Below are 18,636 nucleotides of genomic sequence, written 5' to 3'. Positions count from 1 at the left end.
TCCGTGCTGTTCAGCTCACGGTGACGGCCGGCTCCCCCGACGCGCCGTCCTTCTCCATCTGCTCGGCGATCCGGGCCGCCTCGTCGATCAGCGTCTCGACGATCTTCGACTCGGGGACGGTCCTGACGACCTCGCCCCTGACGAAGATCTGGCCCTTGCCGTTGCCGGAGGCGACGCCGAGGTCGGCCTCGCGGGCCTCGCCGGGGCCGTTGACGACACAGCCCATGACGGCCACGCGCAGCGGGACCTCCATACCCTCCAGGCCGGCCGTCACCTCGTCGGCGAGCTTGTACACGTCGACCTGGGCGCGACCGCAGGACGGGCACGAGACGATCTCCAGTCGGCGCTGCCTGAGCCCCAGCGACTGGAGGATCTGGAGCCCGACCTTGACCTCCTCGGCGGGCGGCGCGCTGAGCGACACCCTGATGGTGTCGCCGATGCCCTGCGAGAGCAGCGCGCCGAAGGCGACGGCCGACTTGACGGTGCCCTGGAAGGCCGGGCCGGCCTCGGTGACGCCGAGGTGGAGGGGATAGTCGCACCGGGCGGCGAGCTGCCGGTAGGCCTCGATCATGACGACCGGGTCGTTGTGCTTGACGGAGATCTTGAGCTCGCGGAAGTCGTGCTCCTCGAAGAGCGACGCCTCCCACAGGGCCGACTCGACCAGCGCCTGTGGGGTCGCCTTGCCGTACTTCTCCAGCAGGCGCCGGTCCAGGGAACCGGCGTTCACGCCGATGCGGATCGGCGTGCCGTGGTCCTTGGCCGCCTTCGCGATCTCGCGCACCTGGTCGTCGAACTTCTTGATGTTGCCCGGGTTCACGCGGACCGCCGCGCAGCCCGCCTCGATCGCGGCGAACACGTACTTCGGCTGGAAGTGGATGTCGGCGATCACCGGGATCTGCGACTTCTTCGCGATCACCGGCAGGGCGTCCGCGTCGTCCTGCGTCGGGCAGGCCACGCGCACGATCTCGCAGCCGGACGCCGTCAGCTCGGCGATCTGCTGGAGCGTCGCGCCGACGTCGGACGTACGGGTGGTGGTCATGGACTGCACCGACACCGGGGCCCCGCCCCCGACGGCCACCGGCCCGACCTGGACGCGCCGCGACAGGCGCCGCTCGGCGACCGGCCGGACCGGGACCTCGGGAACGCCCAGGGGGATGGCGGTCACGACGTCACGGCCGGTTCGAGGAGACGGTCTCGCGCATGGCCCGCAGGGACTCCTTGAGGGAGCCCATGGTGGCCAGGACGGCGGTGGGCTCGTAGCCGCAGTGCGCCATGCAGTTGGCGCAGCGCGGGTCCTTGCCCCGGCCGTACTTGTCCCAGTCGGTCTCCTCGATCAGCTCCCGGTACGTCGGGACGTAGCCGTCGCTCATCAGGTAGCAGGGGCGCTGCCAGCCGAAGAGGGAGTAGTTCGGGATGGCCCAGGCGGTGCAGGGGAAGTCGACCTTGCCTTCGAGGAAGTCGAGGAAGAGCGGGGAGTGGTTGAGCCGCCAGCGGGCCCGGTTGCCGCCCGAGAACGCCTTCTTGAACAGCTCTCGGGTCTGCTCCACGCCCAGGAAGTGCTCCTGGTCGGGCGCCTTCTCGTAGGCGTAGGCGGGCGAGATCATCATCTCGTCGACCTTGAGGTCGTCGTTGAGGAAGTTGAGGACCTCGACGATGGTCTGGGGGGTGTCGGTGTTGAAGAAGGTCGAGTTGGTGGTCACGCGGAAGCCGCGCCGTTTGGCCTCCTTGATGGCCTCCACGGCCTCGTCGAACACACCCTCCTTGGCCACGGACTCGTCGTGCCGCTCGCGCAGCCCGTCGATGTGCACCGCGAAGGCGAAGTAGGGCGAGGGCTTGAACTTGTCCATCTTCTTGCGCATGAGCAGGGCGTTGGTGCAGAGGAAGACGTACTTCCTCTTGGCGACCAACTGGCGGACGATCTCGTCGATCTGGGGGTGCATCAGCGGCTCGCCGCCGGCGATGGAGACCATCGGCGCGCCCGATTCCAGCACCGCCCCGACGGCCTGCGCGACCGGCATGCGCTGCTTGAGCACCCCGGCCGGGTGCTGGATCTTGCCGCATCCCTCGCACTTCAGGTTGCAGGCGAAGAGCGGCTCCAGCTCCACGATGAGCGGAAACTTGTCCCGTCGGCGGATCTTCTGTTCGGCCAGGTATGTAGCGACCTTGACGGACTGACGCAGCGGCATGGCCATCTGGGCTCACCTCCGGGGGAGCGGCAAAGAACGGTGCCATTCGAAGAATGCGGGAAGAACTGATCGAAGAACGCGGAAAGCCGATATTCCACCGCGCAAGGTGCCGATCCGGACGAGTTCGTGTTCCGGAGCGTCCACGACCACCCGTACGGCCGCAACGGGGCGCGCGCCCGTGCGGACGGCGCTCAGGAGCGTGGCCGTGGACTCCATGTCGACGGCGATCGCGCCGGTCGCGAGCAGGTCGGCGCGTTCGGGGCCGCGGACGACGTGGTCGGAGCCGGTCAGCGGACCCCGGTGGACGGTGCGCCTGGGCAGGGCGCGCGCGAGTTCCTTCACCAGCCGGTCGGTGCCGGCGCAGGCGACCGTCCCGCGCGGGTCCCGGGTCTCCTCGGCGACGACCAGGTCGCCCGGGTGCATGCCGGGGGCGAGCCCCGCGCAGAAGCCGGTGGCCAGCACGGCGGCTCCGTCGAGCGCCGGGTCGGCCAGGACCCGGGTGACCGAGCGCTCGGCCGCCTTCGGGCCCATGCCCGTACGCAGGACGGTGACCGGCCCGTCGGCGCCGGCCCGGTCGCCGGTGCGCAGGGCGAGGTGCTCGATGCCGAGCGCGCAGGCGATCAGCAGCGGGGACGGGCCGGTCTGGGGGGTCATCAGCTGCCCTTCACCTCGGCGGCGGACGTCTCGGCGGAGGGCCGGCCGGCGCCGGGCTTCCCCGCGCCGGACTTCTTGGCGAAGGGCTCCCCGTGCACGTACCGGCCGAGTGCGGTGAGCGGGAAGACCTGCCGGTAGAGGTGGTAGTTGATGGAGAAGTCCCAGGGGAACCCGGTGCCGGTGAAGTAGGGCTCGTCCCAGGAGCCGTCCTCCCGCTGGGTGGCGGCGAGCCAGGCGATGCCCCGCTCGACGGCCTTGGACTCCCGCTCCCCCGCCGCCAGCAGCGCCATCAGGGCCCAGGCGGTCTGCGAGGCGGTCGAGGCGCCCCGGCCGCTCCACTCTTTCACGTACCGGTAGGAGCGCAGGTCCTCGCCCCAGCCGCCGTCGTCGTTCTGGACGGACTGCAGCCACGAGACCGCACGGCGGATCGCGGGGTGCGAGGCGGGCAGTCCGGCGGCGGTCAGCGCGGGCACGACGGAACCGGTGCCGTAGACGTAGTTGACGCCCCAGCGGCCGAACCAGGAGCCGTCCGCCTCCTGCTCGGCCAGCAGCCACTGGATGCCGCGCCGGGTGCGCGGGTCGTGGGTGAGGCCCTCGACGGCGAGCATCTCGACGACGTGCGCGGTCACGTCGGCCGAGGGCGGGTCGATGACCTCGCCGAAGTCGCAGAAGGGCAGCCGGTTGGGGAAGGCGCTGGTGTTGTCGACGTCGAACGCGCCCCAGGCGCCGTTCTTCGACTGCATGCCGAGGTTCCAGCGCACCCCGCGGCCGATCGCCTGCTCCACTCGCTCCGGGTCGTGGTGCCTGACGCGGCGCAGGGCGAGGACGACCTCGGCGGTGTCGTCGATGTCGGGGTAGTTGTCGTTGTGGAACTCGAAAGCCCAGCCGCCGGGCGGGAGTCCGGGCCGCTTCACCGACCAGTCGCCGGGGCGGACGATCTGCTCGCCGAGCATCCAGTCGGCGGCCTTCACCAGCTGCGGGTGGTCGGCGGGCACGCCCGCGTCGGCCAGCGCGATGGTCGCCAGGCAGGTGTCCCACACCGGGGACTGGCAGGCCTCGATCATCCGGGCGCCGTCCTCGCGCCACACGGCGAAGCGGTCCAGCGACTCCAGACCGGCCCGCATCACGGGGTGTTCGAGGTCGTAGCCGAGCAGGTAGAGCGCGATGACGGAGTACACGGCCGGGGGCTGGATGCCGCCCCAGCAGCCGTCGTTCTCCTGGCGCTCGATGATCCAGCGGGCGGCCGTGTTCATGGCGGCCCGGCGCAGCCGGCGCGGGGCGATCCTGCGGTAGGCGTGCAGGGCCTTGTCGATGCGCTGGAAGGCGCCGTCCCAGCTCCTTGCCGGCGCCAGGGGCCGCGGCGGGCTGGGACGGTGCGGGTCGGTGTGCAGTTCGTCCAGCGGGAAGGGCGCGGGGCGCACCGGGCGTTTCGCCGAGACGACGGTCAGCGGCACGATGGTCTGCCGGGCCCAGCAGCCGAAGTCGTAGATGTTGAGCGGCACCCAGGTCGGGAAGTAGATCAGCTCGGGCGGGAGTTCGGGCAGGTCGTCCCACTTCCACCAGCCGAAGAGGGCGAGCCAGATACGGGTGAAGACGCGGGCGGCGGCGATGCCGCCCCGGGAGCGGATCCACTCGGCGGCCCTCGCCATGTGCGGGGCGTCGGGCGCGTCGCCGGCCAGCCGGAGGGCGACGTAGGCCTCGATGGTGGCGGACAGGTCGCCGGGACCGTCGTAGAAGGTGGCCCAGGTGCCGTCCTCGCGCTGCTCGCCGCGGATGAAGAGGGCGGCGGCCCGGGTGGTGTCCTCCTCCAGGATGCCGAGGAACTGGCGCAGCAGCAGGTCCTCGGCGTCCATGGTGACGTTCGTCTCGAGGTCGCCCTTCCACCAGCCCTGGGCGTCCTGCCGGGAGAGCAGGAAGTCCGTGGCGCGCCGGGTGGCGCGGGCGGCGGCTTCAGGTACCCCGGCCGCCGGGTCGGGGATCGTGATGTCGGTTTCGCTGGCCGCGGCTGCCAGGGGCTTCAGGGTGGCCCCGGTGCTTCCGTCGGTCGTCGCTGTCATGGCTTCCCCTTCGTGCAGTAACAAGTGGCGCTTCTGCTGTGGGTCCGCCGTCGGCCGGTGCTCGTGTACCTGCGGCACCGGCCGGCGACTACGCGAGGGCTATTCGACCGATAGTGATCATCTCTTTCGTACGACGACGAAGTCCGCGAGCGCGGTGAACATGTCCCGCACCCGGTCGGGCATGTCGACGGCGTCGAGGGCTTCGATGGCGATGGTGTGCTGGCGGCGCGCCTCGTCGGCGGTCCACTCCCGCCCGCCCGCTTCCTCGATGAGGGCGGCGCGGGCCGCGAACTCCTCCTCGGAGAAGTTCGCGAAGTCACTGGTCTTGGCGTCGGCGGCGAGGATCTCGCCGAGCCGTTCGGAGGCGGGGCCGCCCGCGGCGAGGGCGGCGACGACCGGCAGGGACTTCTTGCGCTGGCGCAGGTCGCTCCAGGTCTGCTTGCCGGTGGCGTCCGGGTCGCCCCAGATGCCGAGGAGGTCGTCGACGGCCTGGAAGGCGAGGCCCAGGTGGTAGCCGTACCGCTCCAGCGTGTCGGCGGTGCGCTCGTCGGCGCCGCCGAGGACCGCGCCGATGGAGCTGGCGGAGGCCAGCAGGGCGCCGGTCTTGTTGCCCTCCATCTCCAGGCACTCCTCGACGCTGACGCGGTCGCGGTGCTCGTAGGAGATGTCCTGGGCCTGGCCGTCGATCAGGGCGCGGGAGGCCTTGGTCAGGCGGCGGGTGGCGCGGCCGGCCTCGACGGTGCCGAGTTCCAGCAGCACCTCGTTGGCCAGGGCGAACAGGGCGTCGCCGACCAGGATGGCCTGGGCGGGCCCGTGCACCTTCCAGACGGTGTCGCGGTGGCGGCGCTGCTCGTCGCCGTCCATCAGGTCGTCGTGCAGGAGGGAGAAGTTGTGCACCAGTTCCACGGCCACCGCGCCGGGGACGCCGACCTCGGGCGCGGCTCCGGTGACCTCGGCGGAGAGCACCGCGAGGGCGGGGCGCACGGCCTTGCCGCCGTCGCCGTCGGCGGGCCTGCCGTGGGCGTCGATCCAGCCGAAGTGGTAGGCGGCGACGGTGTCCATGGGAGGCGCCAGGCGGTCGACCGCCGCCCGCAGGACCGGCGTGGACAGGGTCCGGCCGCGCTCCAGGAGCGCGGTCACGTCCACCGTGGTCCGTGGATCGGCCTTCGTGGCCGGGGGCACAGTGGGCACAGTCTTTCCTCCAGTTGCGGTGCCGAGAGCGCCGGCGTCGGTGCCACGCGGATCGGTTTTCACGCCGCCTCCTCGAAGAAGTCGGGGAGGAGGCCGCGGGACCGGCCGAGGGCGCCGAGTGCGGCGCCCGCCGCCCCGACACCGCTGCGAACCGCGCTCTCCATGGTCGCGGGCCACCCGGTGGCGGTCCACGCTCCGGCCAGGTAGAGGCCGGGTGCCTTGGTGCGGGCGCCGGGCCTCAGACGGCCGACGCCGGGGGCGGGAGCGAAGGTCGCGGTGCGCTCCCTGGTCACGAAGAAGTCCTTCACCCCGGCACCCCGGGCCAGGGGCAGCAGCCGCTCCAGCTCGGGCAGGTACCGCTCGCGCAGCGCGGCCACGGGCTCGTCGATCTCGTTCTGGGCCGTCGACTGGGACAGCGCCAGGTACTGGCCCTGCCTCAGCCCGGAGGCCTCGGTGCGGTCGAACACCCATTGCACCGGGGTGCCGAGCGCCGTGAGGAAGGGCGCGGCGAGCACCTTCCGGTCGTAGATCACGTGGACGTTGAGGATCGGCGCGGTGCCGATCTCCAGGAGGTTGTCCGGGGCGTCGAGCGCGCCCGCGGGCAGCAGTCCGTGCGCCTCGCGCTGGGGTACGGCGAGGACGACCGCGTCCGCCTGGAGCGTCTCGCCGGGAACCTGGACGCTCCAGCCGCCGTTGTCGTTCTCACTCACGGAGGTGACGCGTGTACGGACCTCGGTGCGCACGCCCGCGGCGTCGAGCTCATTTCGGGCCAGCCGGTCGTGCAGCTCGCCCAGCGGGACCCGGGCCCAGCCGATGTCGGCAGCGCCCGGGTCGGACAGCAGACCGGTCTTGAACACCATCGCGGCGAGCCCGAGCGAGGCGTCGCCCGCGACCGCGTTGAGGGTGGCGACCCCGACCAGGTCCCACAGGGCCTCGACGGCGCGCGCCGACTGGCCGTGCGCGGCCAGCCAGCTGCCGAAGTCCTGGGTGTCCAGGGCCGGATCGGCGGGGTCGAGCCCCTTCAGCGCGAGCGCGGCCCGCCCGACGCTCGCGCGTTCGGCGAGCGAGAGGTGCGGGTACGTGGCGAGGCTGCGCCCCAGGTGGAGGGGGACGGGCAGCGCGTCGCGGCGCAGTCTGCCGAGCCGCCGTCCCTCGGGCCGGCCGAGGTCGACGACGGGCACGTCGAGACGTTCCTGCACGGGAGCGAGCGCCGTCCCGCCGATGCGGTCGAGGAACCAGCGGTAGGCGGTGCAGCAGCGCAGGTAGACGTGCTGGCCGTTGTCGACGGTGAGGCCGCCGCGCCGGAAGGAGAAGGCGAGCCCGCCCAGGCGCGGCCGCCCTTCGAGCAGGGTGACGCGCACACCGGCGTCGGCGAGCGCGAGCGCGGCGGTGACGCCGGCGAGTCCGCCGCCGACCACGACGGCGTGTCCGCCGGGGCGGACGGCGGAGACGTCCGCGAGCCGCCCGCCCTCGCGCGTGCCGTTGCCGTGCGTCATGGTGCGCCCTTCCCTGTCCGGTCGCCGCGGTGCTTGAACGGCGTACGGCAGACCGTCTCAGTCTGGGACGCCGCCCGCCAGCGGAGGGTTGCCCGCCGCTCTTCGCCGGCCGCCTCGTGCGGGTCCGGAGTGTCGAGTGTGCCGGGTGTGTCCATCAGGCGCGCCTCCTGACGGCCCGCCGGGTGACGTGCCGGGTGTCGAGACCCGACAGGCCGCGCACCGCAACGTACGCCTTCTCGCGTCCGGGGAGCGAGACCCGGCCGCGCAGCACCGCCTCCGGGTCCCGCTCGATGCGGTCCAGGAGGCGGCGGTAGATGCCGGCCATGGCGGCCACGCAGGCGCCGCTGCGCCGGTCGAGCATGGGCAGCAGCCGGTAGCCCTCGGCGAAAAGGGAGCGGGCCCGACGCACTTCGAAGTGCACGAGACCCGCGAAGTCGGAGCCCTCGGGCGGTTTCGGCCCGTCGAACCCGGCGGAGCAGCCGAACTTGGCGAGGTCGTCGGCGGGCAGGTAGGTCCGCCCGCCCTCGGCGTCCTCCCGGACGTCCCGCAGGATGTTGGTGAGCTGGAGCGCGAGGCCGAGCGTGTCGGCGTACTCGGGCGCGCGCTCGGCGCCGCGCGCCCCTGGTTCGGTGCCGAAGACGCCGAGCGAGAGGCGGCCGATGGCGCCGGCCACGCAGCGGCAGTAGACCTTCAGGTCGTCCCAGGTCTCGTAGGTCTCGCCGCGCAGGTCCATCTGGACGCCGTCGATGAGTTCGTCGAGCCCGCCGAGCGGGATCGGGAACTGCCGGGCGGCGTGCGCGAGGGCGACGGCGACCGGGTCGGTGTCGTCCTCGTCGACCTCGCCCCCGTGGATCCGGGCGAGTGTCGCCCGGGTCTCCTCCAGCCGGGCGACCTTGACGTCCCCGGCCAGCTCGCCGTCGCCGATGTCGTCGACGCGGCGCGAGAACGCGTACAGCGCCGACATCGCCCGGCGCTTGGGCGCCGGCAGCAGCCTGATGCCGTAGGCGAAGTTGCGGGCCTGCTGTCCGGTGACGGTCTCGCAGTAGCTGTAGGCGGCGAGTACCGGTGCCGACGCGTTCGTTGACGACTCCACGGTCCCGATCACCCCTCTCCTCGCAGGGTCGGGCCCACCTCGCGCAGCAAGCGGGCCTTGCCGGGCTTGGGCGGGCCGGGAAGTACGTCGTACTCGGCGGCGGCGATCGCCCCGAGGGCCGCCCTGCCACCCGCCACGAACCCCGCGAGCAGCAGGCGCAGCCGGCCGCGGACGCTGCCCACCAGGGGCGCGCCCTCGCTCAGCAGGTCGCGGGCGCGCTGGGCCTCGAAGGCGACCAGGGCGCGCACCGACGCGCCCGCGGTGGGCGCGGCGAGGTCCGCCTCCTGAACGTGGAAGCGCTTCATGTCCTCGGCGGGCAGGTAGATCCGGTCCCGGGCCAGGTCCTCGGCGACGTCCTGGAGGTGCTCGACGATCTGCAGGGCGGTGCAGACCGCGTCGGAGCGGCGGACCCGTTCGGGTGTCGAGGTGCCGGTGACGGCGAGGACGAGCCGGCCCACCGGGTTGGCGGACAGCTCGCAGTAGGCGAGGAGGTCGTCGTAGGTCTCGTACCGGCCGACCAGCTGGTCCTGGCGGTTGGCGGCGATCAGGCCGAGGAAGGGCTCGGGGGTGAGCGAGCGGCGGCGCACGGTCGGCACCAGGCGGCGCAGCAGCGGGTGGCGGGGGGTGCCGTCGAAGACCCGGCGCAGGTCCTCCTCGAAGGCGTCCAGCATCAGCAGCCGGTCGCCGGCCCGGTCCTCGGGGACGCCGAGGAGGCGGGCGTCGGCGCCGCCGGGGGCCAGGTCGCCGTCGCCGATGTCGTCGACGAGGCGGGCGAAGCCGTACACGGCCATGAGGTCGGTGCGCCAGTCGCGGGGCAGGAAGAAGGGGGCGACGGGGAAGTTCTCGTCCGCTGCCTTGGCGAGGGTGCCGCGTGCCGCGTCGGCGGCCGGTGCCGGGCCGGTCGCCGTCATCGCGGGCTGCCTTGTGCGGAGACGGCGCACGCTTCGCGGAGGTGGGGAGTTTCCGTCGCCATTGCCGTCACATCTCCCGTTCTACACTGCCGACCCAATTCACACTATTTCGGACACGCCGCCCGGCCGCCCGTACGGCGGGCCCGCTCGAAGGTGTCGGGCATTATCGCCCCATGTGCCGCGTTTCGGGACCGGTCCAGCTTACGTTGTACAACGCACGGAGGTCCGCCGGGGTCCTCCGCGCATCACGACAACACACCGATTCACATCAAGATTCCTGAAAACGCCAGGAGTTGACGTTCCCTTTGCCGACGCGGGCCCCGCCGGAACGGTTCCGGCGGGGCTCCGGCGTGTCGGGCTACTTGCCCGTGAACTTCTCGTACTCCTTGAGCACCTCGTCGGTCGGGCCGTCCATGCGCAGCTCGCCGCGCTCCAGCCACAGCACGCGGTTGCAGGTGTCCCGGATCGACTTGTTGTTGTGGCTGACCAGGAAGACGGTGCCGGCCTCCTTGCGCAGCTCCCGGATGCGTTCCTCGGAGCGCGTCTGGAACTTGCGGTCACCGGTGGCCAGCGCCTCGTCGATCATCAGGACGTCGTGGTCCTTCGCGGCGGCGATGGAGAACCGCAGGCGGGCGGCCATGCCGGAGGAGTAGGTGCGCATCGGGAGGGTGATGAAGTCGCCCTTCTCGTTGATCCCGGAGAAGTCGACGATGTCCTGGTAGCGCTCCTTGATCTGCTCGCGGGACATGCCCATGGCGAGGCCGCCGAGGATGACGTTGCGCTCGCCGGTCAGGTCGTTCATCAGGGCCGCGTTCACGCCGAGCAGGGAGGGCTGGCCGTCGGTGTAGACCTTGCCGCGCTCGGCGGGCAGCAGGCCGGCGATGGCCCGCAGCAGGGTCGACTTGCCGGACCCGTTGGAGCCGATGAGGCCGATGGCCTCGCCCCGGTAGGCGGTGAAGGAGACGCCGCGCACGGCGTGCACCTTGCGCACGCCCCGTTCCTCGCCCCGTCTGATCATGCGGCTGAGGGCCGCCGTGGCACTGCCCTTGCCGGTCTTGGCGCCGTTGACGCGGTAGACGATGTGCAGGTCGTCCGCGATGACCGTCGGGACCCGCGTGCCCTGCTGCTGCTCAGCCACGGCCGTACCTCTCCTCAGCCTTCCAGAAGTACACGAAGCCGCCCACGGCGAGGGCCACGGCCCAGCCGAGGGCCACCGCCCACACGTGCGGCGGCAGGTTCTCGGAGCCGTAACCGTCGATCAGCGCGAAGCGGGTCAGGTCCATGTAGACGGCGGCCGGGTTCCACTGGAGCACGTCGGCCAGCCAGGCCGGCTTGTCCTCCAGCATGATCGGGATGGAGAACATCACGCCGGACCCGTACATCCAGGTCCGCATGATGAACGGCATCAGCTGGGCCAGGTCCGGCGTCTTGGCGCCCATCCGGGCCACGATCAGCGCCAGTCCCATGTTGAAGAGGAACTGCAGGACCAGTACCGGGAGGATCAGCAGCCAGGACAGCGAGGGGTAGCTGCCGAAGCCGATCACCACCGCGAACATCACGATCATCGACGCCAGCAACTGCTGGAGCTGCTGGAACGCGAACGAGATCGGCAGCGAGGCGCGCGGGAAGTGCAGCGCCCGCACCAGGCCGAGGTTGCCGGAGATGGCGCGCACGCCCGCCATCGCGGAGGACTGGGTGAAGGTGAAGACGAACACACCCGTCACCAGGAACGGGATGTACACGTCCTTCGGCATGCCCTTGCCCGCGTTCAGGATCAGGCCGAAGATCAGGAAGTAGACAAGGGCGTTCAGCAGCGGTGTGGCCACCTGCCACAGCTGGCCGAGCTTGGCCTGGCTGTACTGGGCGGTCAGCTTCGCCTGGGAGAAGGCGAGGATGAAGTGGCGCCGCCCCCAGAGCTGACGGACGTACTGAGCGAGGGACGGCCGGGCACCGCTCACGGACAGCCCGTGCCTGGCGGCGAGCTGGGCCGCCGTGAGTCCCTCGTCGGGCGACACGGGCTTGGTCATGGCGACCGTACCGTCGTGCGTTGTCTCACTCACTAGTGGATTACTTTCGTCTTCGTCCGTGCGCGGCCGGTACGGGTGCGGCACGGTCCTGTCGGCCTCGGAGGGTCGGTCGGACCCGGGTTGGGGCCACCAGCCCCCGGGTACGAGCTTGTCAGATCACCGGGGGCCGGCCCAGCCGGGTCAGGCGCCACACCGTACGCCACCGCATGGGCCGGCGGGGACCGCAGGGGGTGGCCCAGCCCTCGCGGAAGCCGCCGAACCAGGCCTTCAGGGCCGGGCGCGAGGGGCGGCGGAGCAGGGTGAGCAGCATCCACACCCCGAGGTAGACCGGGACGAGGAGCGCGGGCAGGTTGCGGCGGGCCAGCCAGACGCGGTTGCGGGCGACCATGCGGTGGTAGACGGCGTGCCGGGACGGCGCGGTCGTGGGGTGGTTCAGGACCATGTCGGAGCGGTAGTCGATCATCCAGCCGGCGTCGAGGGCCCGCCAGGCGAGGTCGGTCTCCTCGTGGGCGTAGAAGAACGCGTCGGGCAGGCCGCCGACCTGCGCGAGGACGCGGGTGCGCACGGCGTTGGCGCCGCCGAGGAAGGTGGTGACCCGGGAGGAGCGCATCGGGTCGGAGGCGCGCAGTCTCGGCACATGCCGGCGCTGGGTCTCGCCGGTGTCCGGGTCGGCGATGCGGAAGCTGATGATGCCCAGGTCGTCGTCGGCCGCGAAGGCCTGCCGGCACAGCTCGGCGGTGTCGGTGCGGGCGAGCAGGCCGTCGTCGTCGAGGAAGAGCAGGATGTCGACGTCCTGGCCACCCGGTCCGAAGGCCTCGATGCCGACGTTGCGGCCGCCGGGGATGCCCAGGTTCTCGGGCAGCTCGACGGTGCGCACGCCCGCCGGCACCTCCGGGACGGGTGAGCCGTTGCCGACCACGACCACCTCGACGGGGTCGCCGTCCTGCTTGGCCACCGAGTCGAGCAGGGCCCGCAGCTCGTCGGGGCGGTTGCCCATCGTGATGACGACCGCCCCGACCTTCATGGCCGCGCTCACTTCAGCCTGCTGGAGGCGAGGACGGACACGAGGTGCAGCAGGGTCTGCAGCAGCGCGATGCCGGCGAGTACGGCGGTGCCGAGCCGGGTGAAGAACAGGTCACCGCGGCTCGCGTCGACTATGGCGAGGACCAGGATGAGCAGCGACGCCTCGATGCCGAGGATCAGCCGGTGGAACTTGAGCGCCCCGGCGGCCCGGCGGGCCAGCGCCATGCCGGAGGAGCGGGGCTCGGACGCGGACTCCTTGACGGGGGGCATGCCGGCCTGGTGCCGGGCGACGCCCACCAGGTCGGTCTCGGCCTTGATCAGGATGGCGCCGAGCGCCGCCAGGGTACCGAGGAAGGCCCACAGCCAGTCGATGCGTCCGGTGCCCCAGAGGTCGGCGGCGCGCAGGCCGAGGCCGACCAGGACCGCGGCGTCGGTCAGGTAGGCGCCGACCCGGTCGAGGTAGACGCCGCCGAGGGAGTACTGCTTCTTCCAGCGCGCGACCTCGCCGTCGACGCAGTCCAGCAGCAGGTAGAGCTGGACCGCCACGACGCCGAGCACGGCGCCCGTGATGCCCGGCACCAGCAGGGCGGGGGCCGCGAGCACGCCGCAGACGGTCATCAGGTACGTGAGCTGGTTGGGCGTGATCCTGGTGTTCACCAGGTAGCGGTCGATCCGCAGCGAGACCTCACGCATGTAGAGGCGTCCCGCCCAGTGCTCACCGCTGCGCCGGTCCTTGACCCCAGCGGGGTGGACGACCGGACGTAGTTCAGCTACCGATGGCCTTGACATAGTCGGCGTACAGGTCCTTGATCTGGTCGGTGGTGAGGTCGAGGTGCTCGAGGATCGTGTAGCGGCCGGGCCGCGTCTGCGGGGCGAACTCCACGGCCCGGACGAACTCGTCCGGTGTGAACCCGATCTCCTCGGGCAGCACCGGCAGCCCGTGCCGGCGCAGCACTCCGGCCATGTGGGCGGACTCCTCGTGGGCGCCGCGCAGGTACATCGCGAAGGCCGCGCCGAGGCCGCACTGCTCGCCGTGGGCGGCGGCGCGCTGCGGGTAGAGCAGGTCGAAGGCGTGGTTGATCTCGTGGCACGCCCCGGAGGACGGCCGCGAGTCGCCGGACACCGACATGGCGATGCCGCTGAGCACCAGCGCCTCGGCGAGCACCTGGAGGAACTCGTTGTCCCCGATGCCGCCCGGGTGCCGGAGCACGGCCTCACCGGCCTGGCGGGCCATCGCGGCGGCCAGGCCGTCGATCCGCTCGCCCTTGACCCGGTTGGCCAGCTCCCAGTCCGCGATCGCGGAGACGTTGGAGACGGCGTCGCCGATGCCGGCCCGCACGAAACGGGCCGGCGCCGCGCGGATCACGTCGAGGTCGATGACGACCGCGATCGGGTTCGGGACACCGTAGGAGCCGCGGCCCGCGTCGTTGTCGAGGGTGGCGACCGGCGAGCACAGACCGTCGTGCGCGAGGTTCGTGGGCACGGCGACCAGCGGGAGGCCGACGCGCGCCGCGGCGAACTTGGCGCAGTCGATGATCTTGCCGCCGCCGAGGCCGACGACCGCGTCGTAGTGGCCGCCCTTCATGGCGCCGGCCAGCTTGATCGCGTCGTCCAGGGTGCCGCCGCCGACCTCGAACCAGTCGGCGCCGGGCAGGGACGGGGCGACGCGCTCGCGCAGCCGGGCGCCCGAGCCGCCGCTGACGGCGACGGCGAGCTTGCCCGAGTGGGAGATGCGCTCGTCGGCGAGCACACATCCCAGGTCGTCGAGGGCACCCGCGCGGATGTCCACGACGACCGGCGACGGGATGAGCCTCGTCAGTACTGGCACGCGATCTCCCTGCCCTTGGCGAGGTCGTCGTGGTTGTCGATCTCGACCCACCTGACGTCGCCGATCGGCGCCGTGTCGATCTTGAAGCCGCGGTTGACGAGCTCCTGGTAGCCGTCCTCGTAGTAGAGCTGCGGGTCGCGCTCGAAGGTGGCCTTCAGGGCGTCGGCCAGGTCGGCGGCGGCCTCGCCCTCGATGAGGGTGACGCCGATGTACTCGCCGGTCGCCTCGGCCGGGTCCATGAGCTTGGTGATGCGCTGGACGCCCTTGTCGGGGTCGACGACGACCTTCATCTCCTCCTCGGCGAGGTTCTTCACCGTGTCGAGGGCGAGGATGATCTTCTTGCCGTCGCCGCGGGCGGCGAGCAGGGTCTTCTCGACGGAGACCGGGTGCACGGTGTCGCCGTTGGCGAGGATCACGCCGTCCTTGAGGGCGTCACGGCCGCACCACAGGGAGTAGGCGTTGTTCCACTCCTCGGCCTTGTCGTTGTCGATGAGGGTGAGCTTGACGCCGTACTTGCGCTCCAGCTCCTCCTTGCGGTCGTACACGGCTTCCTTGCGGTAGCCGACGATGATCCCGACCTCGGTCAGGCCGACCTCGGCGAAGTTGGCCAGCGTCAGGTCCAGCACCGTGATGCTGTCCTCCGCCCCTTCGGGACCGACCGGCACCAGTGCCTTGGGCAGGGTGTCGGTGTAGGGGCGCAGACGCCGGCCGGCGCCGGCGGCCAGCACGAGGCCGATCATGCGGGTTCTCCTTCGTCGTGTACGGCGGGTGCGCCGCCCTTGTGGGCGGCGACCCAGAAGCGGATGCTCTCGGCGAGCACCACGAGTGCCACGGCCACGGCGAGCACCGTGAGCGCGAGCGTGAACTGTGTGGCGGTGAGCAGCACGGCCAGGGCGGTGACCACCAGCGTGCGGCCCTCGTGCCCCCCGATGGTCCGCACCAGCCACCGCGGTGGCGCGCCCGCACCGCCGCGGATGCGGTAGACCGTGTCGTAGTGATGGTAGGCGACCGCGGCCACCAGCCCGAAAGCCGCCGGAAGCGCCCCGTTCACGTCCGCGTTGGCCGCGAGCCCCAGGACGGTGCCGTACTCGGCGGCGCGGAAGAAGGGCGGGACCAGCCAGTCGAGGGCGCCCTTGAGGGGGCGGGCGACGGCGAGGGCGGAGGTCAGGACGTAGACGAGCGCGGCGACCGCCGGCCAGGGAGTGCCGAAGTCGGTGAGGGCGGCCGTGGCGACGACGGCGAGGCCGCCGAGGAGGGCGACGACGGGGGCGGTGAAGCCGGGCAGGCGGCGGGCGGGCTTCGCGAAGCCCTTCGCGACGGTCTCGGCGAGCGGGCCGGAGTCGGCGAGGTCGGCCAGGGCCGTCGCGGCCCGGTCGGTCCGCGTCGCCTTCCGGGTCAGCGAGCGCAGCACCCGGCCGGCCGTGGTGTACGTCGCGGCGAAGGCGCAGCCGACCAGCAGCGCGTAGAAGGTGATGCGGGGGGTGGCGACGGCGGTCAGGACGGCGATCATGGCCCAGCGTTCGCCGATGGGCAGGACGATCATCCGGCGTACCCAGACGGTCCAGCCGACGCTGTCGAGCCGGTTGGAGAGCGCGGCGGTGGGGCTGGTGTTGGCGGCGGCGGCCGTGCTGTCGGCGTTCGCCTCGTTGAAGGAGAAGTCGACGACGTGCCGGCAGGTCTGGAGGACCATCGCGCCGAGGGCGAGGGCCCACACGTCGTCGCCGCCGCGGGCGGCGCCCAGGGCGAGGCCCGCGTAGTAGGCGTACTCCTTGGCCCGGTCGAAGGTGGCGTCCAGCCAGGCGCCGAGCGTGGAGTACCGCAGGGAGTAGCGGGCCAGCTGGCCGTCGGTGCAGTCGAGGACGAAGGAGGCGATGAGCAGGACGCCGGCGGCGACGAAGCCGCCGCGGGTGCCGGTGGCCGCGCAGCCCGCCGCTATGAGCGCGGTGATCAGCGAGGCGGTGGTGACCTGGTTGGGGGTCAGTCCGCGGCGTGCGCACCAGCGGGCGATGTAGCGGGAGTAGGGGCTGACGAGGAAGGTGGTGACGAAGCCGTCGCGGGCCTTCACGGCCGACTTCAGGCGTACCGCCTCGTCGTCGACGACCGAGACCGCCTGCCGGGCCTCGTTGCGGGCCTGCGGGTCGGCGGGGACGGCGGCGACGAGGCTGCCGAGCTCGGGGCGGTGCACGTCGGCGCCGTCGGCGTCGAGGGCGGCGGTGATCCGGTCGGCGAGTCCGTCGAGACCTTCCGCGTCCGGCTTCGCGGGCGCGGCGCCGGCGTGCGCGGTGGCGCCGCTCGCCGAGTGCTCCCGGGCCATGGCGCGGGTCAGGGTCTGGCGGGCCTCCGGCCGGGCGGTCACGGCGCCCGGGATCGCGGCGAGTGGGAAGCGGGGGTCGGTGAGACCGAGGCGCAGGGCGTGCACGTGGCCGACGAAGCGGGCGTCGACCACGGCGACCCGCTCCCCGGCCGGCACCCGCGCCAGCAGCGTCTCGGCGCCGGCGGCGTCCGGGGCGATCTCGACGTCGAAGCCCAGGGACCGCAGCTCGCTCTCGATCGACGAACCGGGGACCAGCTGACCGGTGAGGATGGCGGTCGACAACCGAACTCACTCCCTGGGTGCCGACGCCTGGGCGCCGGGCCTGTGCATGGTGGGGCGCCCGCGCCTGCGGCACCCGGGCGGCATGTCGGCAGAGGTTATCGGATGCCTGGAACGCCGTGTTCACCGCCCGTTTCACGGTCGGTCGACGCCACGTGCACCCGCCTTGGCCTCGATCATCATCGTGGATGCGGGGCCCGCCCCACAAACCGCACTCCCAGACCGGACATCGCGGACATCGCACAGGGTCGACGGGCATGCGCCCTGCGTCAGGACCATCTCGCCGCCACCGTCCGTCGAACTCCTCCGGACGGACTCCCGAGCCAGCTCGAACGCCCTGACCTGCACAGCGTTTCCGCAGGTCAGGGCAGATGACAACGGTGTTCAGTGCCGCGTTGCCCCATACCCCCTACCCGTAGTTGACTGTGGTCCGGACGACGGACGCCGGACGACGGACACACAGGGAGGCGGCTTCTCATGGGGGCTGGGCACGATCACGGGCATGCGCACGGGGCGCGCGGCGGCGGGACGGCGAGCGCCGCGTACCGGGGCAGGCTCCGGGTGGCGCTGGCGATCACCGTCTTCGTCATGGTCGTCCAGATCGTCGGCGGCCTGCTCGCCGACTCGCTCGCCCTGGTCGCCGACGCGGCGCACATGGCCACGGACGCGCTGGGCCTCGGCATGGCGCTGCTGGCCATCCACTTCGCGAACCGGCCGCCGAGCGACCGGCGGACCTTCGGGTACGCCCGCGCGGAGATCCTGGCCGCCCTGGCCAACTGCCTGCTGCTGCTCGGCGTCGGGGGCTACATCCTGTTCGAGGCGGTCGAGCGGTTCATCACGCCCGCCGGCACCGACGGCGGGCTGGCCGTCGTCTTCGGTGTGATCGGCCTGGTCGCCAACATGGTGTCGCTCACCCTGCTGATGCGGGGACAGAAGGAGAGCCTCAACGTGCGCGGCGCCTTCCTGGAGGTGGCGGCGGACGCCTTGGGCTCGCTCACCGTGATCGTCTCCGCGCTGGTGATCCTGGCCACCGGCTGGCAGGCGGCCGACCCGATCGCCTCGCTGGTCATCGGCCTGATGATCGTGCCGCGCACGGTGCGGCTGCTGCGCGAGACGCTGGACGTGCTGCTGGAGGCCGCGCCCAAGAACGTCGACATCGCCGAGGTCCGCGCCCACATACTGGCGCTGGACGGCGTCGAGGACGTGCACGACCTGCACGCCTGGACGATCACCTCGGGCATGCCGGTGCTGTCGGCGCACGTGGTGGTCAGCGGTGAGGTGCTGAGCGCGATCGGCCACGAGAAGATGCTGCACGAGTTGCAGGGCTGCCTGGGCGACCACTTCGACGTGGAGCACTGCACCTTCCAGCTGGAGCCCGGCGGGCACGCGGAGCACGAGGCCAGGCTCTGCCACTGAGACGCACGTGTACCCCCTGAGCGGGCGAGGGGGCGCGCACTCAGGGGGTACGCGCCGCGGAGTGCGGCCGCCCGCCGCCCGAGCGGGTCCAGCCCCTGCGCCCGAGCGCGTCCCGCCCTCCGCCCGTGCGCTCCCGTCCTCCGCTCCACCCTTTCCGGCCA

At 72.1% G+C, this 18,636-nt stretch carries 17 protein-coding genes; 1 reads left to right on the top strand and 16 read right to left on the bottom strand.

All coding sequences use genetic code 11. The features are described from left to right. Positions 1-10: 10 nt before the first annotated feature. From ispG to M6G08_RS21045, 16 genes are all read right to left on the bottom strand, one after another. Positions 11-1,165 carry a flavodoxin-dependent (E)-4-hydroxy-3-methylbut-2-enyl-diphosphate synthase gene (ispG, locus tag M6G08_RS21120; protein ID WP_272588722.1) on the bottom strand — a complete coding sequence of 385 codons (1,155 nt, stop codon included), beginning with the start codon at positions 1,163-1,165 and terminating at the stop codon, positions 11-13. A 4-nt stretch (positions 1,166-1,169) separates the two neighbouring features. After that, complete coding sequence (gene hpnH / locus M6G08_RS21115) at positions 1,170-2,192, bottom strand: adenosyl-hopene transferase HpnH (RefSeq protein WP_272588721.1); 1,023 nt, start codon at positions 2,190-2,192, stop codon at positions 1,170-1,172. 6 nt (positions 2,193-2,198) lie between these two features. Continuing rightward, positions 2,199-2,840 carry a phosphorylase family protein gene (locus M6G08_RS21110; protein ID WP_272588720.1) on the bottom strand — a complete coding sequence of 214 codons (642 nt, stop codon included), beginning with the start codon at positions 2,838-2,840 and terminating at the stop codon, positions 2,199-2,201. Further along, positions 2,840-4,897 carry a squalene--hopene cyclase gene (shc, locus tag M6G08_RS21105; RefSeq protein WP_272588719.1) on the bottom strand — a complete coding sequence of 686 codons (2,058 nt, stop codon included), beginning with the start codon at positions 4,895-4,897 and terminating at the stop codon, positions 2,840-2,842. The genes M6G08_RS21110 and shc overlap by 1 nt, the downstream gene beginning before the upstream one ends. Positions 4,898-5,014: 117 nt before the next feature. After that, a complete protein-coding gene (locus M6G08_RS21100) occupies positions 5,015-6,079 on the bottom strand; it encodes a polyprenyl synthetase family protein (RefSeq protein ID WP_272591392.1) in 1,065 nt (354 codons plus the stop codon). A gap of 68 nt (positions 6,080-6,147) precedes the next feature. After that, positions 6,148-7,584, bottom strand: a complete 1,437-nt coding sequence (hpnE, locus tag M6G08_RS21095; protein WP_272588718.1) for a hydroxysqualene dehydroxylase HpnE — start codon at positions 7,582-7,584, stop codon at positions 6,148-6,150. After that, entirely contained in the window at positions 7,581-7,739 is a 159-nt protein-coding gene (locus M6G08_RS21090; RefSeq protein WP_272588717.1) for a DUF6380 family protein, read from the bottom strand. Before M6G08_RS21090 ends, hpnE begins: the two co-directional genes overlap by 4 nt. Next, complete coding sequence (gene hpnD, locus M6G08_RS21085; RefSeq protein WP_272588716.1) at positions 7,739-8,689, bottom strand: presqualene diphosphate synthase HpnD; 951 nt, start codon at positions 8,687-8,689, stop codon at positions 7,739-7,741. Before hpnD ends, M6G08_RS21090 begins: the two co-directional genes overlap by 1 nt. Further along, positions 8,686-9,588 carry a squalene synthase HpnC gene (gene hpnC / locus M6G08_RS21080; protein WP_272588715.1) on the bottom strand — a complete coding sequence of 301 codons (903 nt, stop codon included), beginning with the start codon at positions 9,586-9,588 and terminating at the stop codon, positions 8,686-8,688. Before hpnC ends, hpnD begins: the two co-directional genes overlap by 4 nt. A 358-nt stretch (positions 9,589-9,946) precedes the next feature. Then, on the bottom strand, positions 9,947-10,726 hold the full coding sequence (locus tag M6G08_RS21075) for an ABC transporter ATP-binding protein (protein ID WP_272588714.1): 780 nt from the start codon (positions 10,724-10,726) through the stop codon (positions 9,947-9,949). Continuing rightward, the gene (locus M6G08_RS21070) at positions 10,719-11,648 is read right to left on the bottom strand and encodes an ABC transporter permease (RefSeq protein WP_272588713.1); all 930 of its coding nucleotides are present in this window, start codon (positions 11,646-11,648) and stop codon (positions 10,719-10,721) included. Before M6G08_RS21070 ends, M6G08_RS21075 begins: the two co-directional genes overlap by 8 nt. Positions 11,649-11,766: 118 nt before the next feature. Then, on the bottom strand, positions 11,767-12,639 hold the full coding sequence (locus M6G08_RS21065; RefSeq protein ID WP_073728144.1) for a glycosyltransferase family 2 protein: 873 nt from the start codon (positions 12,637-12,639) through the stop codon (positions 11,767-11,769). A gap of 8 nt (positions 12,640-12,647) precedes the next feature. Beyond that, positions 12,648-13,427, bottom strand: coding sequence for a CDP-alcohol phosphatidyltransferase family protein (locus tag M6G08_RS21060; RefSeq protein ID WP_272588712.1), 780 nt, complete (start codon positions 13,425-13,427; stop codon positions 12,648-12,650). Continuing rightward, the gene (locus tag M6G08_RS21055) at positions 13,405-14,466 is read right to left on the bottom strand and encodes an iron-containing alcohol dehydrogenase family protein (RefSeq protein WP_272588711.1); all 1,062 of its coding nucleotides are present in this window, start codon (positions 14,464-14,466) and stop codon (positions 13,405-13,407) included. The genes M6G08_RS21060 and M6G08_RS21055 overlap by 23 nt, the downstream gene beginning before the upstream one ends. Continuing rightward, positions 14,454-15,206, bottom strand: coding sequence for a phosphocholine cytidylyltransferase family protein (locus M6G08_RS21050; protein WP_272588710.1), 753 nt, complete (start codon positions 15,204-15,206; stop codon positions 14,454-14,456). Before M6G08_RS21050 ends, M6G08_RS21055 begins: the two co-directional genes overlap by 13 nt. Then, positions 15,203-17,062: a DUF5941 domain-containing protein gene (locus M6G08_RS21045; RefSeq protein ID WP_272588709.1), complete on the bottom strand. Its 1,860-nt coding sequence runs from the start codon at positions 17,060-17,062 to the stop codon at positions 15,203-15,205. Before M6G08_RS21045 ends, M6G08_RS21050 begins: the two co-directional genes overlap by 4 nt. 474 nt (positions 17,063-17,536) lie before the next feature. Here M6G08_RS21045 and M6G08_RS21040 point away from each other — a divergent pair, with 474 nt between their 5' ends. Continuing rightward, positions 17,537-18,475 carry a cation diffusion facilitator family transporter gene (locus tag M6G08_RS21040; protein WP_272588708.1) on the top strand — a complete coding sequence of 313 codons (939 nt, stop codon included), beginning with the start codon at positions 17,537-17,539 and terminating at the stop codon, positions 18,473-18,475. Positions 18,476-18,636: the final 161 nt, after the last annotated feature.

This window comes from Streptomyces sp. M92 (assembly GCF_028473745.1).
In the GTDB taxonomy this organism is placed as follows: Bacteria; Actinomycetota; Actinomycetes; order Streptomycetales; family Streptomycetaceae; genus Streptomyces.
The sequence above is the reverse complement of the archived record's forward strand: the minus strand, read 5'-3'. Positions and strand labels throughout refer to the sequence as shown.